The sequence below is a fragment of the Pseudomonas cedrina subsp. cedrina genome, assembly GCF_001983175.1.
Classification (GTDB): Bacteria; Pseudomonadota; Gammaproteobacteria; order Pseudomonadales; family Pseudomonadaceae; genus Aquipseudomonas; species Aquipseudomonas cedrina.
On sequence record NZ_MNPW01000002.1, the window covers coordinates 525,097 to 547,609 of the forward strand.

The 22,513-nt window shown below is 61.3% G+C and carries 21 protein-coding genes; 7 read left to right on the forward strand and 14 right to left on the reverse strand.

Features of this window, described 5'->3' with window-relative positions:
* Window positions 1–104: 104 nt before the first annotated feature.
* The 3 genes from BLL36_RS05550 (at window position 105) to BLL36_RS05560 (ending at window position 2,552) form a co-directional block, all read left to right on the forward strand.
* Window positions 105–293: a type II toxin-antitoxin system HicA family toxin gene (locus BLL36_RS05550; protein ID WP_076950458.1), complete on the forward strand. Its 189-nt coding sequence runs from the start codon at window positions 105–107 to the stop codon at window positions 291–293.
* Window positions 294–304: 11 nt separating this feature from the next.
* A complete protein-coding gene (locus tag BLL36_RS05555; RefSeq protein WP_076950459.1) occupies window positions 305–709 on the forward strand; it encodes a type II toxin-antitoxin system HicB family antitoxin in 405 nt (134 codons plus the stop codon).
* 346 nt (window positions 710–1,055) lie between these two features.
* A complete protein-coding gene (locus BLL36_RS05560; protein ID WP_076950460.1) occupies window positions 1,056–2,552 on the forward strand; it encodes a M10 family metallopeptidase C-terminal domain-containing protein in 1,497 nt (498 codons plus the stop codon).
* Window positions 2,553–2,561: 9 nt separating this feature from the next.
* Here the strand turns inward: BLL36_RS05560 and BLL36_RS05565 are convergent, their stop codons facing one another.
* From BLL36_RS05565 to gcl, 9 genes are all read right to left on the reverse strand, one after another.
* On the reverse strand, window positions 2,562–3,758 hold the full coding sequence (locus BLL36_RS05565) for an MFS transporter (protein WP_076950461.1): 1,197 nt from the start codon (window positions 3,756–3,758) through the stop codon (window positions 2,562–2,564).
* Between the two features lie 264 nt (window positions 3,759–4,022).
* Complete coding sequence (locus tag BLL36_RS05570) at window positions 4,023–5,027, reverse strand: sulfate ABC transporter substrate-binding protein (protein ID WP_076950462.1); 1,005 nt, start codon at window positions 5,025–5,027, stop codon at window positions 4,023–4,025.
* 101 nt (window positions 5,028–5,128) lie between these two features.
* Complete coding sequence (locus tag BLL36_RS05575) at window positions 5,129–5,953, reverse strand: ion transporter (RefSeq protein ID WP_076950463.1); 825 nt, start codon at window positions 5,951–5,953, stop codon at window positions 5,129–5,131.
* A 31-nt stretch (window positions 5,954–5,984) separates the two neighbouring features.
* Window positions 5,985–6,860 carry an urea transporter gene (locus BLL36_RS05580; RefSeq protein WP_076950464.1) on the reverse strand — a complete coding sequence of 292 codons (876 nt, stop codon included), beginning with the start codon at window positions 6,858–6,860 and terminating at the stop codon, window positions 5,985–5,987.
* A gap of 129 nt (window positions 6,861–6,989) precedes the next feature.
* Complete coding sequence (gene pyk, locus BLL36_RS05585) at window positions 6,990–8,405, reverse strand: pyruvate kinase (protein ID WP_076950465.1); 1,416 nt, start codon at window positions 8,403–8,405, stop codon at window positions 6,990–6,992.
* Window positions 8,395–9,675: a glycerate kinase type-2 family protein gene (locus BLL36_RS05590; RefSeq protein ID WP_076950466.1), complete on the reverse strand. Its 1,281-nt coding sequence runs from the start codon at window positions 9,673–9,675 to the stop codon at window positions 8,395–8,397. Before BLL36_RS05590 ends, pyk begins: the two co-directional genes overlap by 11 nt.
* A 180-nt stretch (window positions 9,676–9,855) precedes the next feature.
* On the reverse strand, window positions 9,856–10,746 hold the full coding sequence (locus BLL36_RS05595) for a 2-hydroxy-3-oxopropionate reductase (protein WP_076950467.1): 891 nt from the start codon (window positions 10,744–10,746) through the stop codon (window positions 9,856–9,858).
* Between the two features lie 171 nt (window positions 10,747–10,917).
* Window positions 10,918–11,700 (reverse strand): hydroxypyruvate isomerase, encoded by a 783-nt coding sequence (gene hyi, locus BLL36_RS05600; protein ID WP_076950468.1) that lies wholly within the window; start codon window positions 11,698–11,700, stop codon window positions 10,918–10,920.
* A 10-nt stretch (window positions 11,701–11,710) separates the two neighbouring features.
* Window positions 11,711–13,486, reverse strand: a complete 1,776-nt coding sequence (gcl, locus tag BLL36_RS05605; RefSeq protein ID WP_076950469.1) for a glyoxylate carboligase — start codon at window positions 13,484–13,486, stop codon at window positions 11,711–11,713.
* Between the two features lie 268 nt (window positions 13,487–13,754).
* Between gcl and BLL36_RS05610 the strand changes: the two genes are divergently transcribed.
* Window positions 13,755–14,195, forward strand: a complete 441-nt coding sequence (locus BLL36_RS05610; RefSeq protein ID WP_076950470.1) for a GlcG/HbpS family heme-binding protein — start codon at window positions 13,755–13,757, stop codon at window positions 14,193–14,195.
* A gap of 134 nt (window positions 14,196–14,329) precedes the next feature.
* Here the strand turns inward: BLL36_RS05610 and BLL36_RS05615 are convergent, their stop codons facing one another.
* Together BLL36_RS05615 and BLL36_RS05620 are read right to left on the reverse strand one after the other, a co-directional pair.
* Complete coding sequence (locus BLL36_RS05615; protein ID WP_076950471.1) at window positions 14,330–14,788, reverse strand: REP-associated tyrosine transposase; 459 nt, start codon at window positions 14,786–14,788, stop codon at window positions 14,330–14,332.
* Window positions 14,789–14,993: 205 nt separating this feature from the next.
* On the reverse strand, window positions 14,994–15,599 hold the full coding sequence (locus BLL36_RS05620; RefSeq protein WP_076950519.1) for a TetR/AcrR family transcriptional regulator: 606 nt from the start codon (window positions 15,597–15,599) through the stop codon (window positions 14,994–14,996).
* Between the two features lie 135 nt (window positions 15,600–15,734).
* Between BLL36_RS05620 and BLL36_RS05625 the strand changes: the two genes are divergently transcribed.
* Complete coding sequence (locus BLL36_RS05625) at window positions 15,735–16,649, forward strand: DUF808 domain-containing protein (RefSeq protein ID WP_076950472.1); 915 nt, start codon at window positions 15,735–15,737, stop codon at window positions 16,647–16,649.
* 54 nt (window positions 16,650–16,703) lie between these two features.
* On the opposite strand, the gene BLL36_RS05630 is transcribed toward BLL36_RS05625, so the two are convergent.
* Both BLL36_RS05630 and BLL36_RS05635 read right to left on the reverse strand, forming a co-directional pair.
* Complete coding sequence (locus BLL36_RS05630) at window positions 16,704–17,492, reverse strand: MlaA family lipoprotein (protein ID WP_076950473.1); 789 nt, start codon at window positions 17,490–17,492, stop codon at window positions 16,704–16,706.
* The gene (locus BLL36_RS05635) at window positions 17,485–18,783 is read right to left on the reverse strand and encodes a serine/threonine protein kinase (protein WP_076950474.1); all 1,299 of its coding nucleotides are present in this window, start codon (window positions 18,781–18,783) and stop codon (window positions 17,485–17,487) included. Before BLL36_RS05635 ends, BLL36_RS05630 begins: the two co-directional genes overlap by 8 nt.
* A 236-nt stretch (window positions 18,784–19,019) precedes the next feature.
* Here BLL36_RS05635 and BLL36_RS05640 point away from each other — a divergent pair, with 236 nt between their 5' ends.
* A complete protein-coding gene (locus BLL36_RS05640; protein WP_076950475.1) occupies window positions 19,020–19,388 on the forward strand; it encodes a hypothetical protein in 369 nt (122 codons plus the stop codon).
* A gap of 175 nt (window positions 19,389–19,563) precedes the next feature.
* On the opposite strand, the gene BLL36_RS05645 is transcribed toward BLL36_RS05640, so the two are convergent.
* Window positions 19,564–21,117 carry a glycoside hydrolase family 17 protein gene (locus BLL36_RS05645; RefSeq protein WP_076950476.1) on the reverse strand — a complete coding sequence of 518 codons (1,554 nt, stop codon included), beginning with the start codon at window positions 21,115–21,117 and terminating at the stop codon, window positions 19,564–19,566.
* Window positions 21,118–21,449: 332 nt separating this feature from the next.
* Here BLL36_RS05645 and BLL36_RS05655 point away from each other — a divergent pair, with 332 nt between their 5' ends.
* The gene (locus BLL36_RS05655; RefSeq protein ID WP_076950477.1) at window positions 21,450–22,301 is read left to right on the forward strand and encodes a glycine betaine ABC transporter substrate-binding protein; all 852 of its coding nucleotides are present in this window, start codon (window positions 21,450–21,452) and stop codon (window positions 22,299–22,301) included.
* The last annotated feature ends 212 nt before the right edge of the window (window positions 22,302–22,513 follow it).

The window sequence follows — 22,513 nt, forward strand, 5'->3', positions numbered from 1 at the left end:
TCCAATACCCAGTAAAACAGCCGCCAGTCAGGGACGAGAAATTTGTGCTTGAATAAAGGTAACTCCAGGGTTACTTTAATTCAGGCCAAGCCAAGGAGGCTAGGGTGCAAAGCAGGTTATTGATCAAGGAACTGCAAGAGGCAGGCTGGGTGTTGGATCGGGTCGCGGGCAGCCATCATATTTTCACCCACCGCTACAGCCCGTACACCATCCCCGTGCCCCACCCTAAAAAGGACCTGCCGTTGGGCACCGTCAGAAGCATCAGGAAACGCGCCGGTTTGTTTCAGTTTTAAGGAGAACATTCATGCAATACCCAATCTGTATCGAATGGGGCGACGACTTCACCGCCACCGGTATCCAGATCCCCGATATCCCGGGCGCAGTCACCGCCGGGGACAGTTTTGAGGAGGCCTATAACGCCGCAGTGGAAATTGCCCACATCCTGTTGCAGGAGATCGCTGCCGAGGGTGGGCCGATTCCGATGCCTACATCAGTGGCCAATCATCACGCCCACGAAGACTACGCCGCGATGGGCTGGGGGATGTTGGAGTTGGACATCTCGCCCTATCTGGGCAAGACCGAGAAGGTCAATGTGACATTGCCCGGTTATGTCATCCAGCGTATCGACCGTTATGTGCGTGAGCACAAGGTCAAGAGCCGCTCTTCCTTTCTGGCGGATGCCGCGCTTGAGAAACTGGTGCGGTCCTGAAGATTGCCGTCATTACGACCGCTTTGGCGTCCAGCGCAAGGTTTAACGCAGATGTCCTGCGAGGTGGGAAAACGATGTAGTTGAACGATGGATGTTCTTTAGAATTTGTTTTTCTCTTGTGAAAACAACTGGATGCCACCCAAAGCCTTTTGTGTTCGAGTGTGTGAATTGCAAATGAATTGTTAGTTGTGTCGCCCCGTATTTCGAACTGTGCAAGTGTTGCGGTCAGTACCACATTTACATTGGTGTCAGCTTTTTCAGCGTGCGAGCTTATCTGCGGTCTTGATGACTCGAACGCCGAACTGAACTGATTCGGCTCTCTTTGTAAAACCGAAGGTATTGCCCAATGAATACTGTTGAACCGCGAAGTGTCAGTCGTCTTGATCACCTGCCGGATCCCGGCTCGTTTGGAGGCGGATATGGTCATAAGCCCTCTTACACAACGGACCAGGCGGCCAAGCAACTCACGCGACAAAACCTGCGCTTTCATGACCGCAACGGCGACTCGAAAATCGATGTGAATTACACCGTGGACACGAGTTTCACTCAGGCGCAGCAGCGGCGCGTGCGTCAGGCGGTGCAGTCCTGGCAGGACGTGGCCAACATCAATTTTCACGAACAGCCAGGTGGTTCGGACGGCACGCTCAACATTCGCAACAACCCCAGCGGTAATCGGGGTGTCGCCACATTTCCCAACCGTTTTACCACCAGCACCTCAGCCACCATTGGCACGCAAGGAGAAAGCCGGTCCCCGGCGCTGGGCAGTCACTTTGCGGTGACGGCGATACACGAAATCGGTCATGCCATCGGCCTGCACCACCCGGGAGACTACGGGCGAAACTTTGATTACAACAAGGAAGCGGTCTATGCCGAAGATACAAAGGCGCGCACGGTAATGAGTTATTGGTCGGAGACCAAACAGAAGGGTCACGATTTCAAGCGACAGAACCCGTCCGCGCCGATGATGGACGATATTGCGGCGGCGCAACGCCTGTACGGGGCCAATCATCAAACCCGTCACACCGACACCACCTACGGCTTCAATTCCAACACCGAACGGGAGGCGTTGAGCCTCAAGAGCGCCACGGACCAACCCGTCTTCTGTGTGTGGGACGGCGGCGGTGTCGACACCCTGGATTTCTCCGGTTTCGCCCAGGACCAGCACATCAACCTGAACGCCGAATCGTTTTCAGACGTCGGTGGGTTGAAGGGCAATGTCTCCATCGCCCAGGGCTGCGTGATTGAAAATGCCATCGGCGGCTCAGGTCGCGACACGCTGTCGGGCAATGAGGCTGCCAACCGGCTCAAGGGCGGCGGGCGGGGCGATACCCTGAAAGGCGGTGGCGGCGCGGATACCTTTGTCTACGACAAGGCCAGCGACTCCACGCCATCCGATCCGGACATGATCGAGGACTTCACCAGCGGTACCGATACGATCGATGTGTCGGGCGCAATGAAGGAGGCGGGTGTACCTGCACTGGTATTTACCGATCGGTTCACTGGCCGAGCCGGGGAGGTGGTGCTCAAGCAGGATGCCAGTACGGGCGGTTCGAGCCTGGCTATTGATCTCAAGGGCACGGGCAAGGCGGACCTGTTGGTCCAGAGCAAGAGGGCGATCAAACCTGCCGATGTGCGCTGGAACGGCCAGACGCCTGGGACCCGGCCCGTGCCTGCACCTACACCTACACCCCCCGCGCCCGCCCCGTTGGCGGATAAGACCCGGGAAGACACCGCCGGCTTGATCCAGCTGCTTGCTATCACCCTGTTAGGGTTTTTCTCGCAGTTGCTGGGCCTGCTGACGTCACCGTCCGGCCAAGCTCCCGCGCAAAAAAACCAGGTTTAAGCCCGTCGCTCAAGCGGTCGCCACCCTGGCCTGGCGCGACGCACCCAGGAACCGCAACAGCGCCACCAGCGGGAACGCGCTGCCCACCAGCACCACACCCAGCCAGCCGCCGTGTTCGTACACGCTGCTGGCGATTGCCGAGCCGAAGGCGCCGCCGATGAAGATGCTGGTCATGTACAGCGCGTTCAGGCGGCTGCGGCTTTTGGCGTCAAGGGCGTAGACGGCGCGCTGGCCGAGGACCATGTTCATCTGCACGCAGAAGTCCAGGACAACGCCGGTCACGGCCAGGCCGATCACGCTGTACAACGGGTGGACGAAGGCCGGCAGGAAGCTCAGCACCGCCAGGACCATGGCGAGCAGGGACGCGCGGTGGGTGTGGCCGGCATCGGCCAGGCGGCCGGCAATCGGCGCGGCGATGGCGCCAATGGCGCCCACCAGGGCGAAGAGGGCGATCTGGGTCTGGCTCAGGCCGTGGTTGCGCACCAGTTCCAGCGGGACGGCGGTCCAGAACAGGCTGAAGCTGGCGAACATGCAGCCCTGGTAGAACGCCCGTTGGCGCAGCACCGGTTGTTCACGCAGCAGCGTGCCCAGGGAACGCAGCAGTTGGCCGTAGCTGGCGCTGTGGTCGGGTTGACGCTTGGGGATGGTGATCAGCAGCACCACGCTGATAAACGCCATCAACGCCGCCGCCGCCATGAACATCGCACGCCAGCCGAAGTGATCCGCCACGACGCTGGACACGGGCCGGGCCAGCAGGATGCCCAGCAACAGGCCGCCCATGATGCTGCCGACCACACGGCCACGGGACTCGGCCGGCGCCAGGTGCGCGGCCAAGGGGATCAGGATCTGTACCGACACCGAACTGAACCCGATCAGCAACGACACCAGCAGGAACAGGTTGGGTTGTTCGGTCACCGCTGCGCCCAACAGGCTGGCAATGGCCAGCACTGTGGTGGCGATCATCAGCTTGCGGTTTTCCAGCAGGTCACCCAGGGGCACCAGGAAAAACAGGCCCAGGGCGTAGCCGATTTGCGTCAGCGATACGATCAGGCTGGCCATGGCGGGCGTGAGGCCGATATCCGGCGCGATCATTTCGATGATCGGTTGCGCGTAGTAGATGTTGGCGACGATAGCGCCGCAACAAAACGCAAACAGCATCACCATCCCGCGGGTCATGGTGCTTGCAGCGTGTGGGGTAGCGTTCATGGTGTTCTCATAAAAGGCGAGGGAGATGGCGAGCGAGAGTAAAGACAAGGCCCGATGCCGAGTAGGCCGCTCGCGGTGATAACACTCATGCCGGGAATGGATGACTGAAGCGTTAACGGGCATAACACCGCCGATGTAACTGCAAAGATACAAAACCAATGTGGGAGCTGGCTTGCCTGCGATGCTGTCACCTCGGTCTATCAGTCAGACCGAGGTGATGCTATCGCAGGCAAGCCAGCTCCCACACTGACCGCGTTTCTTCAGTTACTGACCGGAATAGATCTGGTCAAACACCCCACCATCATTGAAGTGGGTCTTCTGCACGGTGCGCCAGTCGCCAAAGGTCTTCTCCACCGAGAGGAAATCGACTTTCGGGAAGCGGTCGGTGTACTTGGCCAGCACCTTCGGATCGCGCGGACGCAGGTAGTTGTTGGCCGCGATTTCCTGACCTTGTGGCGACCACAGGTACTTCAAGTAATCCTCGGCAGCGATTCGGGTGCCCTTTTTGTCGACGACTTTGTCGACCACCGACACCGGCGGCTCGGCTTCGGCGGAGACGCTTGGGTAGATCACTTCGAACTGGTCACGGCCGAATTCACGCGCGATCATTTCCGCTTCGTTTTCAAAGGTTACCAGCACGTCGCCGATCTGGTTGGTCATGAACGTGGTGGTGGCGGCACGGCCGCCGGTATCCAGCACCGGCGCCTGTTTGAACAGCTTGCCGACGAACGCCTTGGCCTTGTCTTCGTCGCCGCCGTTCTTCAACACGTAGCCCCAGGCCGACAGGTAAGTGTAGCGGCCGTTGCCCGAGGTTTTCGGGTTGGGCACGATCACCTGTACGCCGTCTTTCAACAGATCCGGCCAATCCTTCAGGGCTTTGGGGTTGCCTTTGCGCACGATAAACACCGTGGCTGAGGTGAACGGCGCGCTGTTGTTCGGCAGACGGGTGACCCAGTTGTCGGGCACCAGTTTGCCGTTGTCCGCCAGGGCGTTGATGTCGGTGGCCATGTTCATGGTGATCACGTCCGCCGGCAGGCCGTCGATGACCGAGCGCGCTTGCTTGCTGGAACCGCCGAAGGACATCTGCAAGGTCAGCTTGTCGTCCGGGTGCTCGGCTTCCCAGTGTTTCTGGAAGGCGGCGTTGTAGTCCTTGTAGAAATCGCGCATCACGTCGTAAGAGACGTTGAGCAGTGTGACGGGGGCTGCCTGGACGGCGCCGGCCAGGGCAAGGCCGGCGGCCAGGAGGGAGGCGCTAACGAGTTTTTTCACTGCTCATTCCTTGTTGTTCGAGACGGTTGTCAATTGAGGGCAATAGGCCAGCGACTATAGCGGGCGAGGCCTGCACGCTTAAAGAATAAAACGTGCTTTGCTTATTCCACTTTCTTGAACAGCGCATTGCCACAGCGTGAGCAAAAGGCTGCGTTGGGTTCGTGGCTGTTCTTTTTGCACACCGGGCAATCGGTTTGCAGCTGTTCGCCACGCATGGCACTCGCCAGTTCAGCGGTGAAGATGCCGGTGGGCACGGCAATGATCGAGTAACCGGTGATCATCACCAACGACGAAATCACCTGGCCCAGCGGCGTCTTTGGCACGATATCGCCAAAGCCCACGGTGGTCAGGGTCACGATCGCCCAATAGATGCCCTTGGGGATGCTGGTAAAGCCGTGTTCCGGGCCTTCGATCACGTACATCAAGGTGCCGAACACGGTGACCAGCGTGCACACGCTCACCAGGAACACCACGATCTTCTGCTTGCTGCCACGCAGCGCCGCCATCAGGTAATTGGCTTGCTTGAGGTACGGGCTGAGCTTGAGCACCCGGAAGATGCGCAGCATGCGGATGATGCGGATGATCAACAGGTACTGGGCATCGCTGTAATACAGGGCAAGGATGCCGGGCACGATGGCCAGCAGATCCACCAGACCGTAGAAGCTGAAGGCATACCGCAGCGGTTTCGGCGAGCAGTACAGGCGCAACCCGTACTCGATCAGGAAGATCAGCGTGAAGCCCCACTCGATATAGGCCAGCACGTCGGCGTAGTTCTGGTGGATCTGGTCGATGCTGTCGAGCATCACGACCACCAGGCTGGCGAGGATGATCAGCAACAGGATGCCGTCAAAACGCCGCCCGGCGGCGGTGTCGCTTTGGAAAACCATGACGTAGAGCCGCTGGCGCCAGTCGTTGTTGCTGTCCATAAATCCCGCCTGAAACTGATATCGGGCAAGCCTAGGGGGATTCGAAGGGACTGTCCATGCGGGGTTTGCGCAACACGCGCGCGCCTGCACGCACCAACCAGCACGCGAGGATGAACGGCGCGGTCAACGTGGGCAGGTGCAGGGCCGCAAAGCCCGGTGTGAGGAGGATCGCCAGCAGGATGCCGAGCAGTGGCCACCAGGGCTGGCGACGTACCTGGCTCAGGGCCAACGCCGCCAATGCGGGGTTGTAACTGTGCAGGCCCAAGAGGGCACCGGCCGGTTCGTGCAGACACAGCGCCGCCAGCATGCCAGCGCTGGCGCCGATCAGCGCCCACACGGCGGCGCGCCGGTCGGCCAGCCACAGGCCCAGCGCAATCAGGCCACCCGCCAGGGGCTGGTCCAGCAGCATGATCTGGGCAAGCCCGGTAAACGGGGCGGTGAAGAGGGCCACGCTGTCGGGTTCGCTCAAGGCCAGGGTGCCCGGCGGCGCCGTGCCCAGCAGCAACCAGCCCAGGCCGACAAAAGGCGCGGTATAGGCCGGCAAATCATCGGGCTGGCTGGCGCGTTGCAACCATTGCCGCGTCAGGATCGCACTCAAGCCACCGCACGCCAGGATCAGCGGCGGCAACAAGGCCGACCAGGCAAAGTGCTGACTGATCAACAAGCCCAGCAGCACGCCGTTGTAGCTATAAAGGCCGGCCTGGCGTTCCACCTTGGGATACCCGCGGCGCTGGGCCGTGAGCAGGCCCGCCACACCGCCCAGCAACGCCGCGCCGAAGGCAGCCGGGGCGCCGACCAGGATGGCCAGCAGGCACAGCACGCCACACAGCGGCTGGCGCTGCAGGAAGATCTGGCTGAAGCCGTTGAGCAGGGCTTCGGCCCAGTCGGGGCAGCTCTGGTTGGGCATTGGGTTAAGTCAGTTAGACCGGGTTGCCCTTATCGCAGGCAAGCCAGCTCCCACCGTTGACCGAGTTGTCCTGTCGAACATCGATCCCTGTGGGAGCCGGGCTTGCCCGCGATGAGGCCCTGGCAGGCGCTAAATCAACGTCTCGATACGCAGCGAGTTGGTCGACCCCGGCTGCCCGAACGGCACCCCGGCGGTAATCACCAACGTATCCCCGCGCTGCGCCATGCCCTGTGCCTGCGCTATCTCCAGCGCCGTGGAGCACACCTCATCCACCTGGCGCAGCCGGTCGTTGACCACCGAATGCACGCCCCACGCCACGCTCAACCGCCGCGCCGTGGACAGGTTCGGTGTGAGGTTGAGGATCGCTGCCGCCGGCCGTTCCCGCGCCGCGCGCAGGCTGGAGCTGCCGGACTCGCTGTAGTTCACCAGCACCGCCACCGGCAAGATGCTGCTGATGCGGCGGATCGCGCAGCTGATGGCGTCCGACACCGTGGCATCCGCCCTGGGCCGGCTGACATCCAGTTGCGTCTGGTAGTCCGGGCCGCTTTCCACCTGGCGGATGATTTTGCTCATCATCTGCACGGCTTCCAGCGGGTATTCGCCGGACGCGGTTTCCGCCGACAGCATCAGCGCATCCGCGCCTTCGGCCACCGCATTGGCGACATCCGTGACTTCGGCACGGGTCGGCGCCGGCGAGAAGCGCATGGATTCCAGCATCTGCGTGGCCACCACCACCGGTTTACCCAACTGGCGGCAGGTGCGGATGATGTCTTTCTGAATCTGCGGCACGCTTTCGGCGGGCACTTCCACGCCCAGGTCGCCTCGGGCCACCATGATTGCGTCGCTCAATTCGGCGATTTCCCGCAGGCATTGCACGGCCGACGGCTTCTCGATCTTGGCCATCAGGAAGGCCTTGTCGCCGATCAACTCGCGGGCTTCGCGGATGTCTTCCGGGCGCTGCACGAACGACAGCGCTACCCAGTCCACCCCCAGCTCCAGACCGAAGCTCAAGTCGCGCCGATCCTTGGCGGTCAACGGGCTGAGTTCCAACAGCGCTTGTGGCACGTTCACACCTTTGCGGTCAGACAATTCGCCGCCGTTCAGCACCGTGGTGTCGATGGCATCCGCGTGTTTGGTGAGGACCCGCAGGCGCAGCTTGCCGTCGTCCAGCAACAGGTCCATGCCGGGTTCCAGGGCCTTGAGGATTTCCGGATGGGGCAGGTTGACCCGGCGTTGATCCCCCGGTGTTTCGTCCAGGTCCAGGCGCAGGGCCTGGCCGCGCACCAGTTGCACCTTGCCCTCGGCAAAACGGCCGACCCGCAGCTTCGGCCCTTGCAGGTCCATGAGGATGCCAAGCGGGTAATTCAACTGGCGTTCCACTTGGCGAATCCACTGGTAACGCTGGGCGTGATCGGCGTGGTCACCGTGGCTGAAATTGAGGCGAAAGAGGTTGACCCCGGCTTCCACCAGCTCGCGGATGTCATCGATACCGTCAGTGGCGGGGCCCAGGGTGGCGAGGATTTTGACTTTCTTGTCAGGCGTCATGGTTGGCAGTCTCAAGAATCAGGATGGCGCGAAAGTCGTTGACGTTGGTGCGCGTCGGCTCGGTGATGATCAAACCGTCGAGGGCGGCGAAATAGCCGTAGCCGTTGTTGTTATCCAACTCATCGCTGGCCGACAGGCCGAGGGCTTCGGCGCGGGCGTAACTGCTTGGGGTCATGATCGCGCCGGCGTTGTCTTCGGAGCCGTCGATGCCGTCGGTATCGCCGGCCAGGGCGTACACCCCGGGCAGGCCCTTGAGGCTGTCGGTGAGGCTCAGCAGGAACTCCGCGTTGCGCCCGCCACGGCCATGGCCGCGCACGGTGACGGTGGTTTCACCGCCGGAGAGGATCACGCACGGCGCCGCCAGCGGCTGGCCATGTTGCACGATCTGCCGGGCAATCCCGGCGTGCACCTTGGCCACGTCCCGCGCTTCGCCCTCCAGGTCACCGAGGATCAACGGGCTGAAACCGGCCTGGCGTATTTTTACCGCCACCGCTTCCAGGGACTGCTGCGGGCGGGCGACCAACTGGAAATGGCTGCGGGCGAGCACCGGGTCGCCGGGCTTGACGGTTTCCGACGCCGGGTCCTGCAACCAACTGCGCACGGAGGCGGGTACTTCGATGTGATAGCGCTTGAGAATCGCCAGGGCCTGTTGCGAGGTGCTGGGGTCGCCGACGGTGGGGCCGGAGGCAATCACCGTGGCCTGGTCGCCCGGCACATCGGAAATCGCGTAGGTGTAGACAGTCGCCGGCCATGCAGCCTTGGCCAGTCGGCCGCCCTTGATGGCCGAGAGGTGCTTGCGCACGCAGTTCATCTCGCCAATGGTCGCGCCGGACTTGAGCAGGGCCTTATTGACGGTTTGCTTGTCGGCCAGGGTGATGCCTTCGGCGGGCAGGGCCAACAAGGCGGAGCCGCCGCCGGACAGCAGGAAAATCACGCGGTCGTCTTCGCTGAGGTTGCTGATCAATCCCAGCACGCGCTGGGCCACGGCCAGGCCGGCGGCGTCCGGCACCGGGTGGGCGGCTTCGACCACTTCGATGCTTTTGCACCGCGCGCCGTGCCCGTAACGGGTGACGACCAGGCCTGTGACTTCGCCCTCCCAGCAATGCTCGACGACAACGGCCATGGCGGCGGCGGCCTTGCCGGCACCGATCACAATCACGCGGCCGCTGCGGTCGGCGGGCAGGTAGGGCTCCAGGACTTGCCGGGGATGGGCGGCATCGATGGCTGTGGCGAACAGCTCGCGAAGCAGGTGTTGCGGATCGACCGACATAAGCGGGCTCCCAGGGGCTTTTTTGTTATTAGAGGTGCAGCAAATTTGAGCGTTGGAATGCAATCAAAATGTGGGAGCTGGCTTGCCTGCGATAGCGGTGTGCCAGGCAACTGATCTTTCACTGACAGACCGCTATCGCAGGCAAGCCAGCTCCCACACGGGCCTGCGTTTCAACCGGAGCTATTTATCGCGAATCGAAAAGTTCGCCATATGCTCCAAGCCCTTGATCAACGCCGAATGGTCCCAATTCCCACCGCCCAACGCTGCGCACGTGCTGAACACCTGCTGCGTACCGGCGGTGTTCGGCAGGTTGATCCCCAGCTCCTTGGCGCCGGCCAGGGCCAGGTTGAGGTCCTTCTGGTGCAGGTTGATGCGAAAGCCCGGATCAAAGGTGCCCTTGATCATGCGCTCGCCATGCACTTCGAGGATCTTCGACGACGCAAAACCACCCATCAGCGCTTCACGCACCTTGGCCGGGTCGGCACCGTTTTTGGCGGCGAACAGCAGCGCTTCGGCCACCGCCTGGATGTTCAACGCAACGATGATCTGGTTGGCCACCTTGGCGGTCTGGCCGTCGCCATTGCCGCCCACCAAGGTGATGTTCTTGCCCATGGCCTGGAACAGCGGCAAGGCGCGCTCGAAGGTCTGCGCTTCGCCACCCACCATGATGCTCAGGGTGCCGGCCTTGGCACCGACTTCGCCGCCGGACACGGGCGCGTCCAGGTACTGCGCGCCGGTTTCGTTGATCTGTGCGGCAAATGCCTTGGTGGCGGTGGGCGAGATCGAACTCATGTCGATCACTACCTTGCCGGGCGACAAGCCGGCAGCCACGCCGTCGGCGCGCAACAGCACGTCTTCGACCTGTGGCGTGTCGGGCACCATCACGATGATGAACTCGGCTTCCTGCGCCACTTGCTGCGGGTTGGCCAGGGCCACCGCGCCCGCGTCGATCAGCGCTTGCGGGGCCTTGCCGTGGTGTTCGGACAGGAACAGTTGGTGACCTGCTTTCTGCAGGTTGGCGGCCATGGGTTGCCCCATGATGCCGGTGCCGATGAATCCGATTTTAGCCATGAAGAAATCCTCTTTTTATTCGATGTGCAGGCCTGCCTCGGTCTGCCAGACACCGGTGAACCCTGTGGGAGCTGGCTTGCCTGCGATGGCATCAACTGGGGATGCCTGAAACACTGAGGTGTCTGCATCGCAGGCAAGCCAGCTCCCACATTTGGTTTTGTGTTGTATCTGTTAGATAGCGTTATGAGTTTTTAGCCAGCCAAGCCCCGCTTCGGTCGTGGTCAACGGCTTGTACTCACAGCCCACCCAACCCGCGTACCCAATGCGATCCAGGTGCTCGAACAGAAACCGATAGTTGATCTCACCGGTGCCCGGCTCGTTGCGCCCAGGGTTGTCTGCCAGTTGGATGTGGTTGATTTCGCCCAGGTGCGCGGCCATGGTGCGGGCCAGGTCGCCTTCCATGATTTGCATGTGATAGATGTCGTATTGCAGGAACAGGTTGGCACTGCCCACCTGCTCGCGAATCGCCAGGGCTTGCGCCGTGTTGTTGAGGTAAAAACCCGGAATGTCGCGGGTGTTGATCGCTTCCATCACCAGCTTGATGCCCACCGCTTGCAGCTTGTCGGCGGCATATCTGAGGTTGGCGACAAAGGTTTTTTCCAGGGTTTGGTCATCAATTCCTTGTGGCCGGATGCCCGCCAGGCAGTTGATCTGGGTGTTGTCCAGCACCTGGGCGTAGGCGATGGCCAGCTTGACCCCGGCGCGGAACTCCTCGACCCGGTCCGGGTGGCACGCCAGGCCGCGTTCGCCCTTGGCCCAGTCACCGGCCGGCAGGTTGAACAGCACCTGGGTCAGGCCGTGGGCATCGAGTTGCGCCTTGATCTCGGCAGAGCTGAACTCATACGGGAACAAGTACTCGACGCCTTCGAAGCCAGCATCGGCGGCGTCTTTGAAGCGAGCCAGGAAGTCCTGTTCGGTAAACAGCATGGACAAGTTGGCGGCGAAACGCGGCATAGGGTTCTCCTTAATCGAGCAGGGAAATGGCAGTCGGCGCGTCATTGCCGACCAGTGCCAGGTCTTCGAATTCATTGACGGCGTTGATCTCGGTGCCCATGGAAATATTGGTCACACGCTCCAGAATAATCTCAACGATCACGGGAACCTTGAACTCCTTGATCATTTCCTCGGCGCGGCGCAGTGCCGGCGCAATCTGGCCGGGCTCGAATACGCGCAGCGCCTTGCAACCCAGGCCTTCGGCGACGGCCACGTGGTCGACACCGTAACCGTTGAGTTCCGGCGCATTGAGGTTGTCGAAGGACAGCTGCACGCAGTAGTCCATTTCAAACCCGCGCTGTGCCTGGCGGATCAGGCCCAGGTAAGAGTTGTTCACCACCACATGGATGTAGGGCAGCTTGAACTGTGCGCCCACCGCGAGCTCTTCGATCATGAACTGGAAATCATAGTCGCCGGACAGCGCCACTACCTTGCGGCTCGGGTCGGCCTTGACCACGCCGAGGGCCGCCGGGATGGTCCAGCCCAGCGGGCCGGCCTGGCCGCAGTTGATCCAGTGACGCGGCTTGTACACGTGCAGGAATTGCGCGCCGGCGATCTGCGACAGGCCGATGGTGCTGACGTAGCAGGTGTCCTTGCCGAACACCTGGTTCATCTCTTCGTACACCCGTTGCGGCTTGACCGGCACGTTGTCGAAGTGTGTCTTGCGGTGCAGGGTGGCCTTGCGCTGCTGGCAGTCGTTGAGCCAGGCACTGCGGTCCTTGAGCTTGCCTGCGGCTTTCCACTCGCGGGCCACTTCAATGAACATCGTCAGCGCGGCGCCGGCGTCGGAAACGATGCCAAGGTCCGGTGTGAATACGCGGCCGATCTGCGTCGGCTCAATGTCGACGTGGATGAACCTGCGGCCCTCGGTGTAGACCTCGACCGAACCGGTGTGGCGGTTGGCCCAACGGTTACCGATGCCCAGCACCACGTCCGACTTCAGCATCGTCGCGTTGCCATAACGGTGCGAGGTTTGCAGGCCGACCATGCCGACCATCTGCGGGTGGTCGTCGGGGATGGTGCCCCAGCCCATCAGGGTCGGGATCACCGGGATACCGGTCAATTCAGCGAATTCAACCAGCAGTTCGCTGGCATCGGCGTTGATCACGCCGCCGCCGCTGACCAGCAGTGGGCGCTCGGCCTGGTCCAGCATCGCCAGGGCTTTTTCCACCTGGATGCGCGTGGCCAAGGGCTTGGCCAGGGGCAGCGGCTGGTAGGCGTCGATGTCGAATTCGATCTCGGCCATCTGCACGTCGAACGGCAGGTCGATCAGCACCGGGCCCGGGCGGCCGGAGCGCATTTCAAAGAAGGCTTTCTGGAATGCATACGGTACTTGGCCAGGTTCGAGGACGGTGGTTGCCCACTTGGTCACCGGCTTGACGATGCTGGTGATGTCCACGGCCTGGAAGTCTTCCTTGTGCATGCGGGCGCGGGGTGCTTGCCCGGTGATGCACAGGATCGGAATGGAATCGGCCGAGGCGCTGTACAGGCCGGTGACCATGTCGGTGCCCGCCGGGCCCGAGGTACCGATGCACACGCCGATATTGCCGGCCTTGGTGCGGGTATAGCCCTCGGCCATGTGGGAGGCGCCTTCAACGTGGCGAGCAAGGACGTGATCAATGCCACCCACCTTCTGCAAGGCCGAGTACAGCGGGTTGATCGCGGCGCCCGGGATGCCGAAGGCGGTGTCCACGCCTTCACGGCGCATCACCAGGACGGCGGCTTCGATTGCTCTCATTTTGCTCATTGTTTTGGTGCCTCTTGCGTTTTGTAATTGTATACAAGTGGTGTTCTTGCCAGAGTGTATTCACGGTGGCCGGCGCAGGTCAATGCATTTTGTTTTTTGATTCTGACGTTCGTCATAAGGGGCTTTATGAGCGTTTTCTCAACATATGGAAGTTTTGTGCGAAAATATTGTATACAAAATATATGTATATTGTGTTCTATTTGTTTGATCCGGTTTCTGATAATTCAGGCCTCCACCGCTTCCCCAATAACAAAAGAAGGACGGCACCATGAGCGCTTTAACCTTGAAAATCGCCACCCAATTGACCAGCCATGCCCTCAGCGCAGGACGCACCCTGTGCACCGCACCGCTGACGATCGCGGTGCTCGACAGCGGCGGCCACCTGATCACCCTGCAACGCGAAGACGGCGCCAGCCTGCTGCGCCCGCAGATCGCAGTGGGCAAGGCCTGGGGCGCGATTGCCCTGGGCAAGGGTTCACGCCTGTTGGCGCTGGATGCGCAACAACGCCCGGCGTTTATCGCGGCGTTGAACAGCCTGGGGCAGGGCAGCGTGGTGCCGGCACCGGGCGGTGTGTTGATTCGGGATCAACAGGGCGTGGTGCTGGGCGCGATCGGCATCAGTGGGGATACCTCGGACATTGATGAGCAGTGCGCGATTACGGCAATCGAGGGGGTGGGGTTGATGGCGGATGCGGGGGTGTTGGCTTGAGTCTTTGGTGACTGTTAAAAAGCTATCGCAGGCAAGCCAGCTCCCACGTTGATTGGTGTCGACACAAAATATGTGACCACTAGCGATCCCTGTGGGAGCGGGCTTGCCCGCGATGCAGACGACTCGGTATCAAGTCAAAGCCAAATGGCATCCCAAAGGGGGTAGTCGCCAAACTTCTTCACCAGACCGGCTCGCAGTGGGTTGGCCACGATGTATCGGGCTATTGCTTCAAGGTTTTCCTCCCGGCGCACGGCATGGTCGTGAAAACCCGGCTGCCAAAGGCGGCCTTGACGCCCGGCAACCGCATTCACGATTCGGGTACTTTTGGACTTTACCTGACGCATCAAATCGGCAAGTGAGCCTTTATCCAGCGAGATCAACCAGTGGAAATGATCAGGCATCACCACCCAAGCCAGGGAAGTAGCCAGCCCTTGATGCTGGGCAATCCTGAACTGCTGGACGACCAGACGGCCCAGGTTGAAGTCGCTGAATACAGGTATGCGATCAAGGGTATTGCTGGTCAGCAGATAGACACGGTTGGGTTCGTTGTAACGACCGATACGCAGACGTTTTGACGCGGGGAGATCAGGCATTCCATGGCCTCTCTTCAGATGGTGTTCTGAGAGGCTAGTTTTGAGGGGCTAGGAATGATCGGCAGGCTTTTGGCTGGATGTGTCTGGCCGGGCGCTATCGCGGGCAAGCCCGCTCCCACAGGGGATTTAGGCAATTCATACATGTTGTGTACGGCGCAGGGCAGTGTGGGAGCTGGCTTGCCTACGATAGCTTCACCCCGTTCTCTCAGTCCGGCTCACACCCCTTCAACACCAACCGAATAATCGTCTGCGCCGCCGCTTCATAATCCGCCTCATCCAGCTTGGCCTTGCCGGTCACCGCCGAGATCTGCCAGTCGAAATCCGCGTACGTCTGCGTCGCCGCCCAGATGCTGAACATCAAGTGGTGGGGGTCGATCGGCGCGATCAGACCGCGATCCACCCAGTGCTGGATGCAATCGATGTTGTGCCTGGCCTGGGCGTTCAATTGCTCGACCTGCTCAGCGCTGAGGTGTGGGGCGCCGTGCATGATTTCGCTGGCAAATACCTTGGAGGCGAAGGGCAGGTCGCGGGAGATGCGGATTTTCGAGCGGATGTAGTTGCTCAGCACGTCCTTGGGCTCGCCGTCCCGGTTGAACGGCGTGGAGGCGGCCAGGATTGGCTCGATGATGCTTTCGAGCACCTCGCGGTAGAGGTTGTCCTTGGATTTGAAGTAATAGTAGACGTTGGGCTTGGGCAGCCCGGCCTTGGCGGCGATGTCGCTGGTTTTGGTCGCGGCGAAGCCCTTGTCGGCAAACTCCTCGCTGGCCGCCCGCAGGATTTTTTGTTTGTTGCGCTCGCGAATGGTGCTCATAAACCAGGGGTTTCCTTGCCAGTACAGGCGGTTGCGCATGGTAGCACCGGCCATCCGCGAGCCTCAACAATGTGCCCGCAAAGCGTTGCGCCGCGCTATGCTCGCCCCATCCCCCTCTATACGGAAGCCCGATTCATGGCAGGAAGCAGTTTGTTGGTGTTGATCGACGATATCGCCGCCGTACTCGATGACGTCGCCCTGATGACCAAAATGGCCGCGAAAAAAACCTCCGGCGTGCTGGGCGACGACCTGGCGCTCAATGCCCAGCAGGTCAGCGGCGTACGTGCCGAACGGGAAATTCCCGTGGTATGGGCGGTGGCCAAGGGCTCATTCGTCAATAAGCTGATCCTGGTGCCGACGGCCCTGCTGATCAGCGCCTTCGCCCCCTGGGCGGTGACGCCACTGTTGATGCTCGGCGGGGCGTACTTGTGTTTCGAAGGTTTCGAGAAGCTCGCGCACAAATTCCTGCACAGCAAGGCCGAGGATCAGGCTGAACATGCGCAGTTGGCCGAGGCGGTGGCCGACCCGGCCACCGATCTGGTGGCGTTCGAAAAAGACAAGATCAAGGGCGCAATCCGCACCGACTTCATCCTCTCGGCTGAAATCATCGCCATCACCCTCGGCATCGTGGCCGACGCGCCACTGACGCAGCAGGTGATCGTGCTCTCGGGCATCGCGATTGTGATGACCGTGGGTGTGTATGGGTTGGTCGCGGGTATCGTCAAGCTGGATGACCTCGGCCTGTGGCTCACTCAAAAGCCCGGCCAGGTAGCGCGCAGTGTCGGCGGCGCCATCCTGCGCGCGGCCCCTTACATGATGAAGAGTTTGTCGGTGATCGGTACGGCGGCGATGTTCCTGGTGGGCGGCGGGATTCTTACCCATGGCGTACCGGTGGTGCATCACTGGATCGAATCGGTCAGCCAAGGCGCGGGCGCGGCGGCGTGGCTGGTGCCGCCCGTGCTCAATGGCGTGGCGGGGGTGATTGCGGGGGCCCTGGTGCTGGCGGTGGTCAGCGTGGTCGGCAAGGCGTGGAAAGCACTCAGGGCTTGAATCCCAGGCATAAAAAAGGCCATTCACGCGAATGGCCTTTTTTGTGCGCGTTGTTTACTCGGAAATCTGCAACTTGCGCGATTCGGTATAGATGTAGCGCACCTTCTCATACTCGAATGGCGAATTCATCTGCCCATACCGGAAGCTGGTCTGGTAGCGCCGGTCGACCGCGCGCAACGCCCAGATTTCCGGGTGGTTGGAGCTGACTTCGGCGACGTTGAGGAAGTTGATCTGGTTTTCAGCGGTGTAGTCGACCAGCAAGCCGCCGGTGTCGCGTAGGTTCGACGGTCCGAAGATCGGCAGTACCAGGTACGCGCCGCCAGGTACGCCATAGAAGCCCAGGGTCTGGCCGAAGTCTTCGCTCTGGCGCGGCAGGCCCATGGAGGTGGCCGGGTCCCACAGGCCGGCGATGCCGATGGTGGTGTTGACCAGCAGGCGGCCGGTGGTTTCCAGGGAGCGGTGGCCCTTGAGTTGCAACAAGCTGTTCAACAGGTTGGGCACATCGCCCAGGTTGTTGAAGAAGTTGCTCACGCCGGTGCGCAGGAAGCTGGGCGTGACATAGCGGTAACCGTCGACCACCGGCAGGAACACCCATTGGTCGAAGCGGTAGTTGAAGTGGTACACGCGCCGGTTCCACGCTTCCAGCGGGTCGTACACGTTGAGCGCGGTGAGGGTCGAACGCTCGAATTCACGCTGGTCCAGGCCCGGATTGAACTTGAGCTTGGTCAGCGGTTCCTTGAAGCCGTCGGAGCCCACCACGGTGGGCTCGTGAGCCTTGCTGTTGTCGGCATTGGCCACGCCCGCGCACATCAAGGCGGCGAGCAGCAGAAGATATTTAGCCACGGAAGAACTCCAGCATGGCGTCGGCGTTGACGCGGTAATTGAGGTTGCCGCAGTGGCCGCCCAGCGGGTAGACGGTCAAGCGATCGCCGAAGGTTTTACGCAGGAAACCGAGGTCGCCCGGGCCCAGGATCACATCGTCGGCGTTGTGCATGACTGCGATTTTCGGGCTGTCGTGCAGGTAATCCTTGAGGGCGTACAGGCTGACCTGGTCGACCAGTTGCAGCAGGCTGCCGCCGTCGGAACGCGCGCGCCACATCGGGATTACTTGTTCGGTGAGGTAGCAGTCGAAATCGCATTGCAGCGCTCGCTTGAGGAACGGCGTGAGGCTGGTGCTTTCGGTGATCGGGTACTTCGGCGGAATGATCAGGCCACGGCGGTTGATCAGGTCCGAGGTAAAGGCGATGTCGGCTGCCGAGAAGCGGAACGAGGTGCCGATCAGCATGGCCATCTGTTCGTTGGTCAGGTGCTGCTTGGATTGCTGGAAGTCGTAGAGCAGGGCGTCGTTAAGGTCGATGTAGCCCTTCTGCTGGAAGTAGCGGGTCAGCTTGTTCAGCACCAGCTCATAAAAGGTGGTGGTGTTGTTGATGCCCTTGACCTCGGTCTGTACCAGCTTGTCGAGGTTGGTGATGGACGTGTAGAGGTTGACCGGCGGGTTCAGCAGCAGCACTTTCTTGAAGTTGAAACTGCGACGGGTTTCGTCGAGCTTGCTGACAAAGGCCGCATCCAGTGCGCCCAGGCTGTAGCCGGTCAGGTAGAAGTCGGTCACTGGCAACGAAGCGTTCTGCGCGCGTACGGCTTGCATCACGCGGTACATGTCTTCGGCGTCTTCCTGGCTGATGCCGGGGGTGGCGAAACGCGAAGCCGAGGCGATGAAGTCAAAGCTGGTGGGCGAGGACAGCTGCACCACGTGGTAGCCGGCCTGGTAATACAGTTTTTTCAGGTATTCATTGATGCTGCTGTCAAACCGCGCACCGGTGCCCGCGATCAGGAAGATCAACGGCGCGGCGCGATCCTGCTTGGCGATGCGGTAGGTGAGTTTCTTCACCGCCCAGAAATTGTCCGGCAGGCTGAATTCGCGCTCGGGGCGCATGTTCAGGGTGTAGTCGGATTGGTTGATCTCGTCATCGCTCGGCAGTTTCGGCCGAAGGTCAGGCGGAGTGGTGGCGATGGTCGCTTCAAACGGGTTGGTCAAAGGGTAGCCATAGCTGGCTTGGTCGATATCGACGGCCAGTGCTGACGCACTCAGAAAAAGGCTGCCCAGTAAGGCAGCACAGCGCAAGGAACGGAGCATGACTTAATCCCTAAGAGGAAACGTGCTTGATGAATTCGCAGGCTATGACCACCGCGTTGCCACCGAAGTGCCAGCCCTCGGCACGAAAAGTCGGAAAATAACGTAGGAATCGGGGTAATAACAGCCAGACGATACACGTTGACACGTCTGGATGAACACTAATTGTGTGTATGCACCTTGTTAACGGCCACCGGGGCATTAAGCTGAGCGCCATTTTTGCCTTTCGGAGTGCCCCGATGTCCCGTCGCTTGCCGTTGATTCTGCTGCTTATTGCCCTGCCGCTGTGGTTGGCCGCCAGTTATGGCGCGCGCTACGGCTTCATGGAAGACGGACAGTGGGTGGGGCTCTGCGCCGATGAGGCCAGTCGTTGGGAATGCCAGCTGCGTTCGACCCTGGGGTTGATCATTCACTTCAAGGTGCTGGGCTGGGCGGCGCTGGTCACGGCGGTGCTGGCGTTTTTTGTGCCGGGTCGCGCCGGGTGGGGGTTGGCGGTGCTGGGGCTGGTGTTCGGGTTGCCGGCGCTGGCGTTGTACAACACGACCTTTGCGGTGTTTGCGGTGGTGATTGCAGGGTTGCGGTTGGTCAGGAAGTCTCGCGGCGCCTGACACGGGCCCATCAAAGGTACACGGTACTTGTAGTGAGCGGGCTTGCCCCGCGCTGGGTGGCGAAGCCGCCCCAATAAGGACGCTGCAGTGTTTCAGATGGAACACGGTCGCCTGGTTTGGGGCGGCTTCGCCACCCAGCGCGGGGCAAGCCCGCTCACTACATGCGATAGCGGTCTCAGAGCTTGCGCACCCGCAAGCACCGCCACAAGGCTACAACCATGAGCAGGCTGACCACGGCCCAACCCCACGCCTGTTGATTCAACAGGCCCTCACGGTACAACTGCGGCGCAATGCCGGCACCGATAATAAAGGTCAGCAACGCAATCTCTCGACGCGGCCCGGTGACCGGACGCACCAGGTACACCAGGGCCGGCAGCACCAGCGCCGCACTCGGGAAGCTGCGATAGCGCGGGTCAAACACCAACGCCAGCATCATCACCGCTCCCGCGAAGCCGGCAATCGCCACCAGCCAGCCAGCACGCTGCTCCAGCCAGTTGAACGCCTGCTCACGCCAACCTTCGCGCGCGCTCAAGGCCAATGCTGCATGGGCCAGCACCAGCAGGTTCAACGCCACCAGCAGGCCGGCCCACAGCCATTCATCACCAAAGCGTGCGGTGACGCGGGTGAGTTCGGCCCATGTGCCGATGGAACACGCGGCCACCGCGCCCAACAGGGGCAATGCGATCGCGGCGCGCGTGCTGCGTACGCGACCGCCCAGCGCCAAGGTGACCAGCAGGATAATGCCGCCGACCCCCAGCCACACGGGCCAGTACGGTACATTGGTCACAGGCCCGGCAAGGATGCCCTTGTCCTGGCGATCGGCATCGAACAGCCCCCAATAACCGCCCACGGCGCCTTCACTTGCACGCTTCCAAGGCTGGTCGAAGGCTTCGATCAAGTTATAGCGCCAGCCATTGGCCTCGGCCATGGCCACGAAACCGCGCATGAACCGGGCTTCGTTGACCCGGCTCGGCACAGCCGTTTCGCGCTGGCGGCCTTCACTGGGCCAGCCGGTTTCCCCGATCAGGATGTCCTTGGGAGCAAACTTGTGGCCAAAGGTCTGGCGCACATCGCCCACGTGCTTGAGGGCCTGGTCGATGCCGGACGGATCATCTTCCCAGTACGGCAACAGGTGAATGGTCAGGAAATCCACCGCCGGGGCGATTTCCGGGTGTTGCAGCCAGAACTCCCACACGTCGGCGTAGGTCACCGGCTGCTTGATCCGGCTCTTGACGGTCTGGATCAGCTTCACCAACTGCGTGGCGGTGACTTCCTTGCGCAGCAGCGCTTCGTTACCGACGATCACTGAAGTCACGACGTCCGGGCTGGCGTTGGCCGCAGCGATCAGTTGCTCGATCTCCTTTTGGGTCGCCACCGGGTCACTGCTGACCCAGGCGCCGGCCATCACCTTCAGCCCATGCCGGCGCGCCATGTCCGGCAAGGCTTCCAGGCCGGTCATGGAATAGGTGCGAATGCACTCGAAGCGCGTGGCAAGCAGGGCGAGGTCAGCGTCCATGCGCTCCGGGCGCAGCGTGAACGGCTGGTCGAACGGCGATTGGTCTTTGTCGAAGGGCGTGTACGAGGCGCACTGCATCTTGTGCGTGGCGCTGGCGACATCGGGCAGCACCACGGGCCGGCCGAGGCCATACCAGTAGCCGACCAGGGCCAGCAGGCCGAGGATCAAGGCGAAGAAATAGGGCAGGGCAGGGAAGCGGGCAGTCGCGGGCATGGTCGGCTTATCTGGGGGAGCAAAGGCGCGCATCTTACCCGGATTTGCTCCGCGCCAGTGGGGCTGCATGATTTTGACATGCAAAGTTCGGGCGGGATTTTGACGTCAAGTCGCGCAAAACGTCCTACTGGCCAGGTGATGTCGTTTCCTGCTTGGATAAGGTCGCTGACAGAGCAGGTCGAAGACCCCGGCAGGTTGATGATCAAACTGTCAGCACTCCACTGATGCCGTAGCGGCCGGATCGATGCGCGTGAAGGGGGCGCGGTGCACCACATAACAACAGGTTGACGCCGCCCGGCATCCGCCGGGCGCAGCACTTTCGGGGAAGTACTATGAAGATGCGACGACTCTTGGGCGCAGCTGCCACTCTGGTAGTTGCGATGAGCTCCACACTGGCCAGCGCCGACAGCAAAACCCTGAGCATCGGCTATGTCGATGGCTGGTCGGACAGCGTTGCCACCACCCACGTGGCGGCTGAAGTGATCAAGCAGAAGCTCGGTTATGACGTGAAACTGCAAGCGGTCGCCACCGGGATCATGTGGCAGGGCGTCGCCACCGGCAAGCTCGATGCCATGCTCTCCGCCTGGCTGCCGGTCACCCACGGTGAATACTGGGCCAAGAACAAGGACAAGGTGGTCGACTACGGCCCCAACTTCAAGGATGCGAAAATCGGCCTGATCGTGCCGGAGTACGTCAAGGCCAAGTCCATCGAAGACCTCAAGACCGACACCACCTTCAAGAACAAGATCGTCGGTATCGACGCCGGTTCAGGCGTGATGCTCAAGACCGACGAAGCCATCAAGCAGTACGGTCTCGATTACAAACTGCAAGCCAGCTCGGGCGCTGCGATGATCGCCGAGTTGACCCGTGCCGAAGACAAGCAGGATTCCATCGCCGTCACCGGTTGGGTGCCGCACTGGATGTTCGCCAAGTGGAAACTGCGTTTCCTGGACGATCCAAAAGGGATTTATGGTGCTGCTGAAACCGTCAACAGCATCGGCAGCAAGGGCCTGGAGAAGAAAGCGCCGGAAGTCGCAGCCTTCCTGAAGAAATTCCAGTGGGCCTCCAAGGATGAAATCGGCGAAGTCATGCTCGCTATCCAGGAAGGCGCCAAGCCGGATGCCGCAGCCAAGGATTGGGTGGCCAAGCACCCGGAACGCGTCGCCGAGTGGATCGCTAAGTAACCAGCGCTGATACAACCCCTGTGGGAGGGGGCTTGCTCCCGAAAGCGTCGTGTCAGTCACACCTGTTTAACTGACACGACGCCTTCGGGAGCAAGCCCCCTCCCACATTAATTTCTGCACCCTTAATTGTTTCTGCACACCCGCCAACCCTCGCTACACTCGATCTACTACTAAGGTCGTCTGGAACCTGCCCCACAGCCGCATACAGTGGC

Bases quoted from the DNA above. Each gene is read 5' to 3' on its own strand.
- BLL36_RS05625 (WP_076950472.1), top strand. From the start codon at position 15,735: ATGGCAGGAAGCAGTTTGTTGGTGTTGATCGACGATATCGCCGCCGTA.
- BLL36_RS05635 (WP_076950474.1), bottom strand. From the start codon at position 18,783: ATGCTCCGTTCCTTGCGCTGTGCTGCCTTACTGGGCAGCCTTTTTCTG.
- BLL36_RS05615 (WP_076950471.1), bottom strand. From the start codon at position 14,788: ATGCCTGATCTCCCCGCGTCAAAACGTCTGCGTATCGGTCGTTACAAC.
- BLL36_RS05645 (WP_076950476.1), bottom strand. From the start codon at position 21,117: ATGCCCGCGACTGCCCGCTTCCCTGCCCTGCCCTATTTCTTCGCCTTG.
- BLL36_RS05655 (WP_076950477.1), top strand. From the start codon at position 21,450: ATGAAGATGCGACGACTCTTGGGCGCAGCTGCCACTCTGGTAGTTGCG.
- BLL36_RS05640 (WP_076950475.1), top strand. From the start codon at position 19,020: ATGTCCCGTCGCTTGCCGTTGATTCTGCTGCTTATTGCCCTGCCGCTG.
- hyi (WP_076950468.1), bottom strand. From the start codon at position 11,700: ATGCCGCGTTTCGCCGCCAACTTGTCCATGCTGTTTACCGAACAGGAC.
- BLL36_RS05565 (WP_076950461.1), bottom strand. From the start codon at position 3,758: ATGAACGCTACCCCACACGCTGCAAGCACCATGACCCGCGGGATGGTG.
- pyk (WP_076950465.1), bottom strand. From the start codon at position 8,405: ATGACGCCTGACAAGAAAGTCAAAATCCTCGCCACCCTGGGCCCCGCC.
- BLL36_RS05575 (WP_076950463.1), bottom strand. From the start codon at position 5,953: ATGGACAGCAACAACGACTGGCGCCAGCGGCTCTACGTCATGGTTTTC.
- BLL36_RS05610 (WP_076950470.1), top strand. From the start codon at position 13,755: ATGAGCGCTTTAACCTTGAAAATCGCCACCCAATTGACCAGCCATGCC.
- gcl (WP_076950469.1), bottom strand. From the start codon at position 13,486: ATGAGCAAAATGAGAGCAATCGAAGCCGCCGTCCTGGTGATGCGCCGT.
- BLL36_RS05595 (WP_076950467.1), bottom strand. From the start codon at position 10,746: ATGGCTAAAATCGGATTCATCGGCACCGGCATCATGGGGCAACCCATG.
- BLL36_RS05590 (WP_076950466.1), bottom strand. From the start codon at position 9,675: ATGTCGGTCGATCCGCAACACCTGCTTCGCGAGCTGTTCGCCACAGCC.
- BLL36_RS05580 (WP_076950464.1), bottom strand. From the start codon at position 6,860: ATGCCCAACCAGAGCTGCCCCGACTGGGCCGAAGCCCTGCTCAACGGC.
- BLL36_RS05560 (WP_076950460.1), top strand. From the start codon at position 1,056: ATGAATACTGTTGAACCGCGAAGTGTCAGTCGTCTTGATCACCTGCCG.
- BLL36_RS05620 (WP_076950519.1), bottom strand. From the start codon at position 15,599: ATGAGCACCATTCGCGAGCGCAACAAACAAAAAATCCTGCGGGCGGCC.
- BLL36_RS05555 (WP_076950459.1), top strand. From the start codon at position 305: ATGCAATACCCAATCTGTATCGAATGGGGCGACGACTTCACCGCCACC.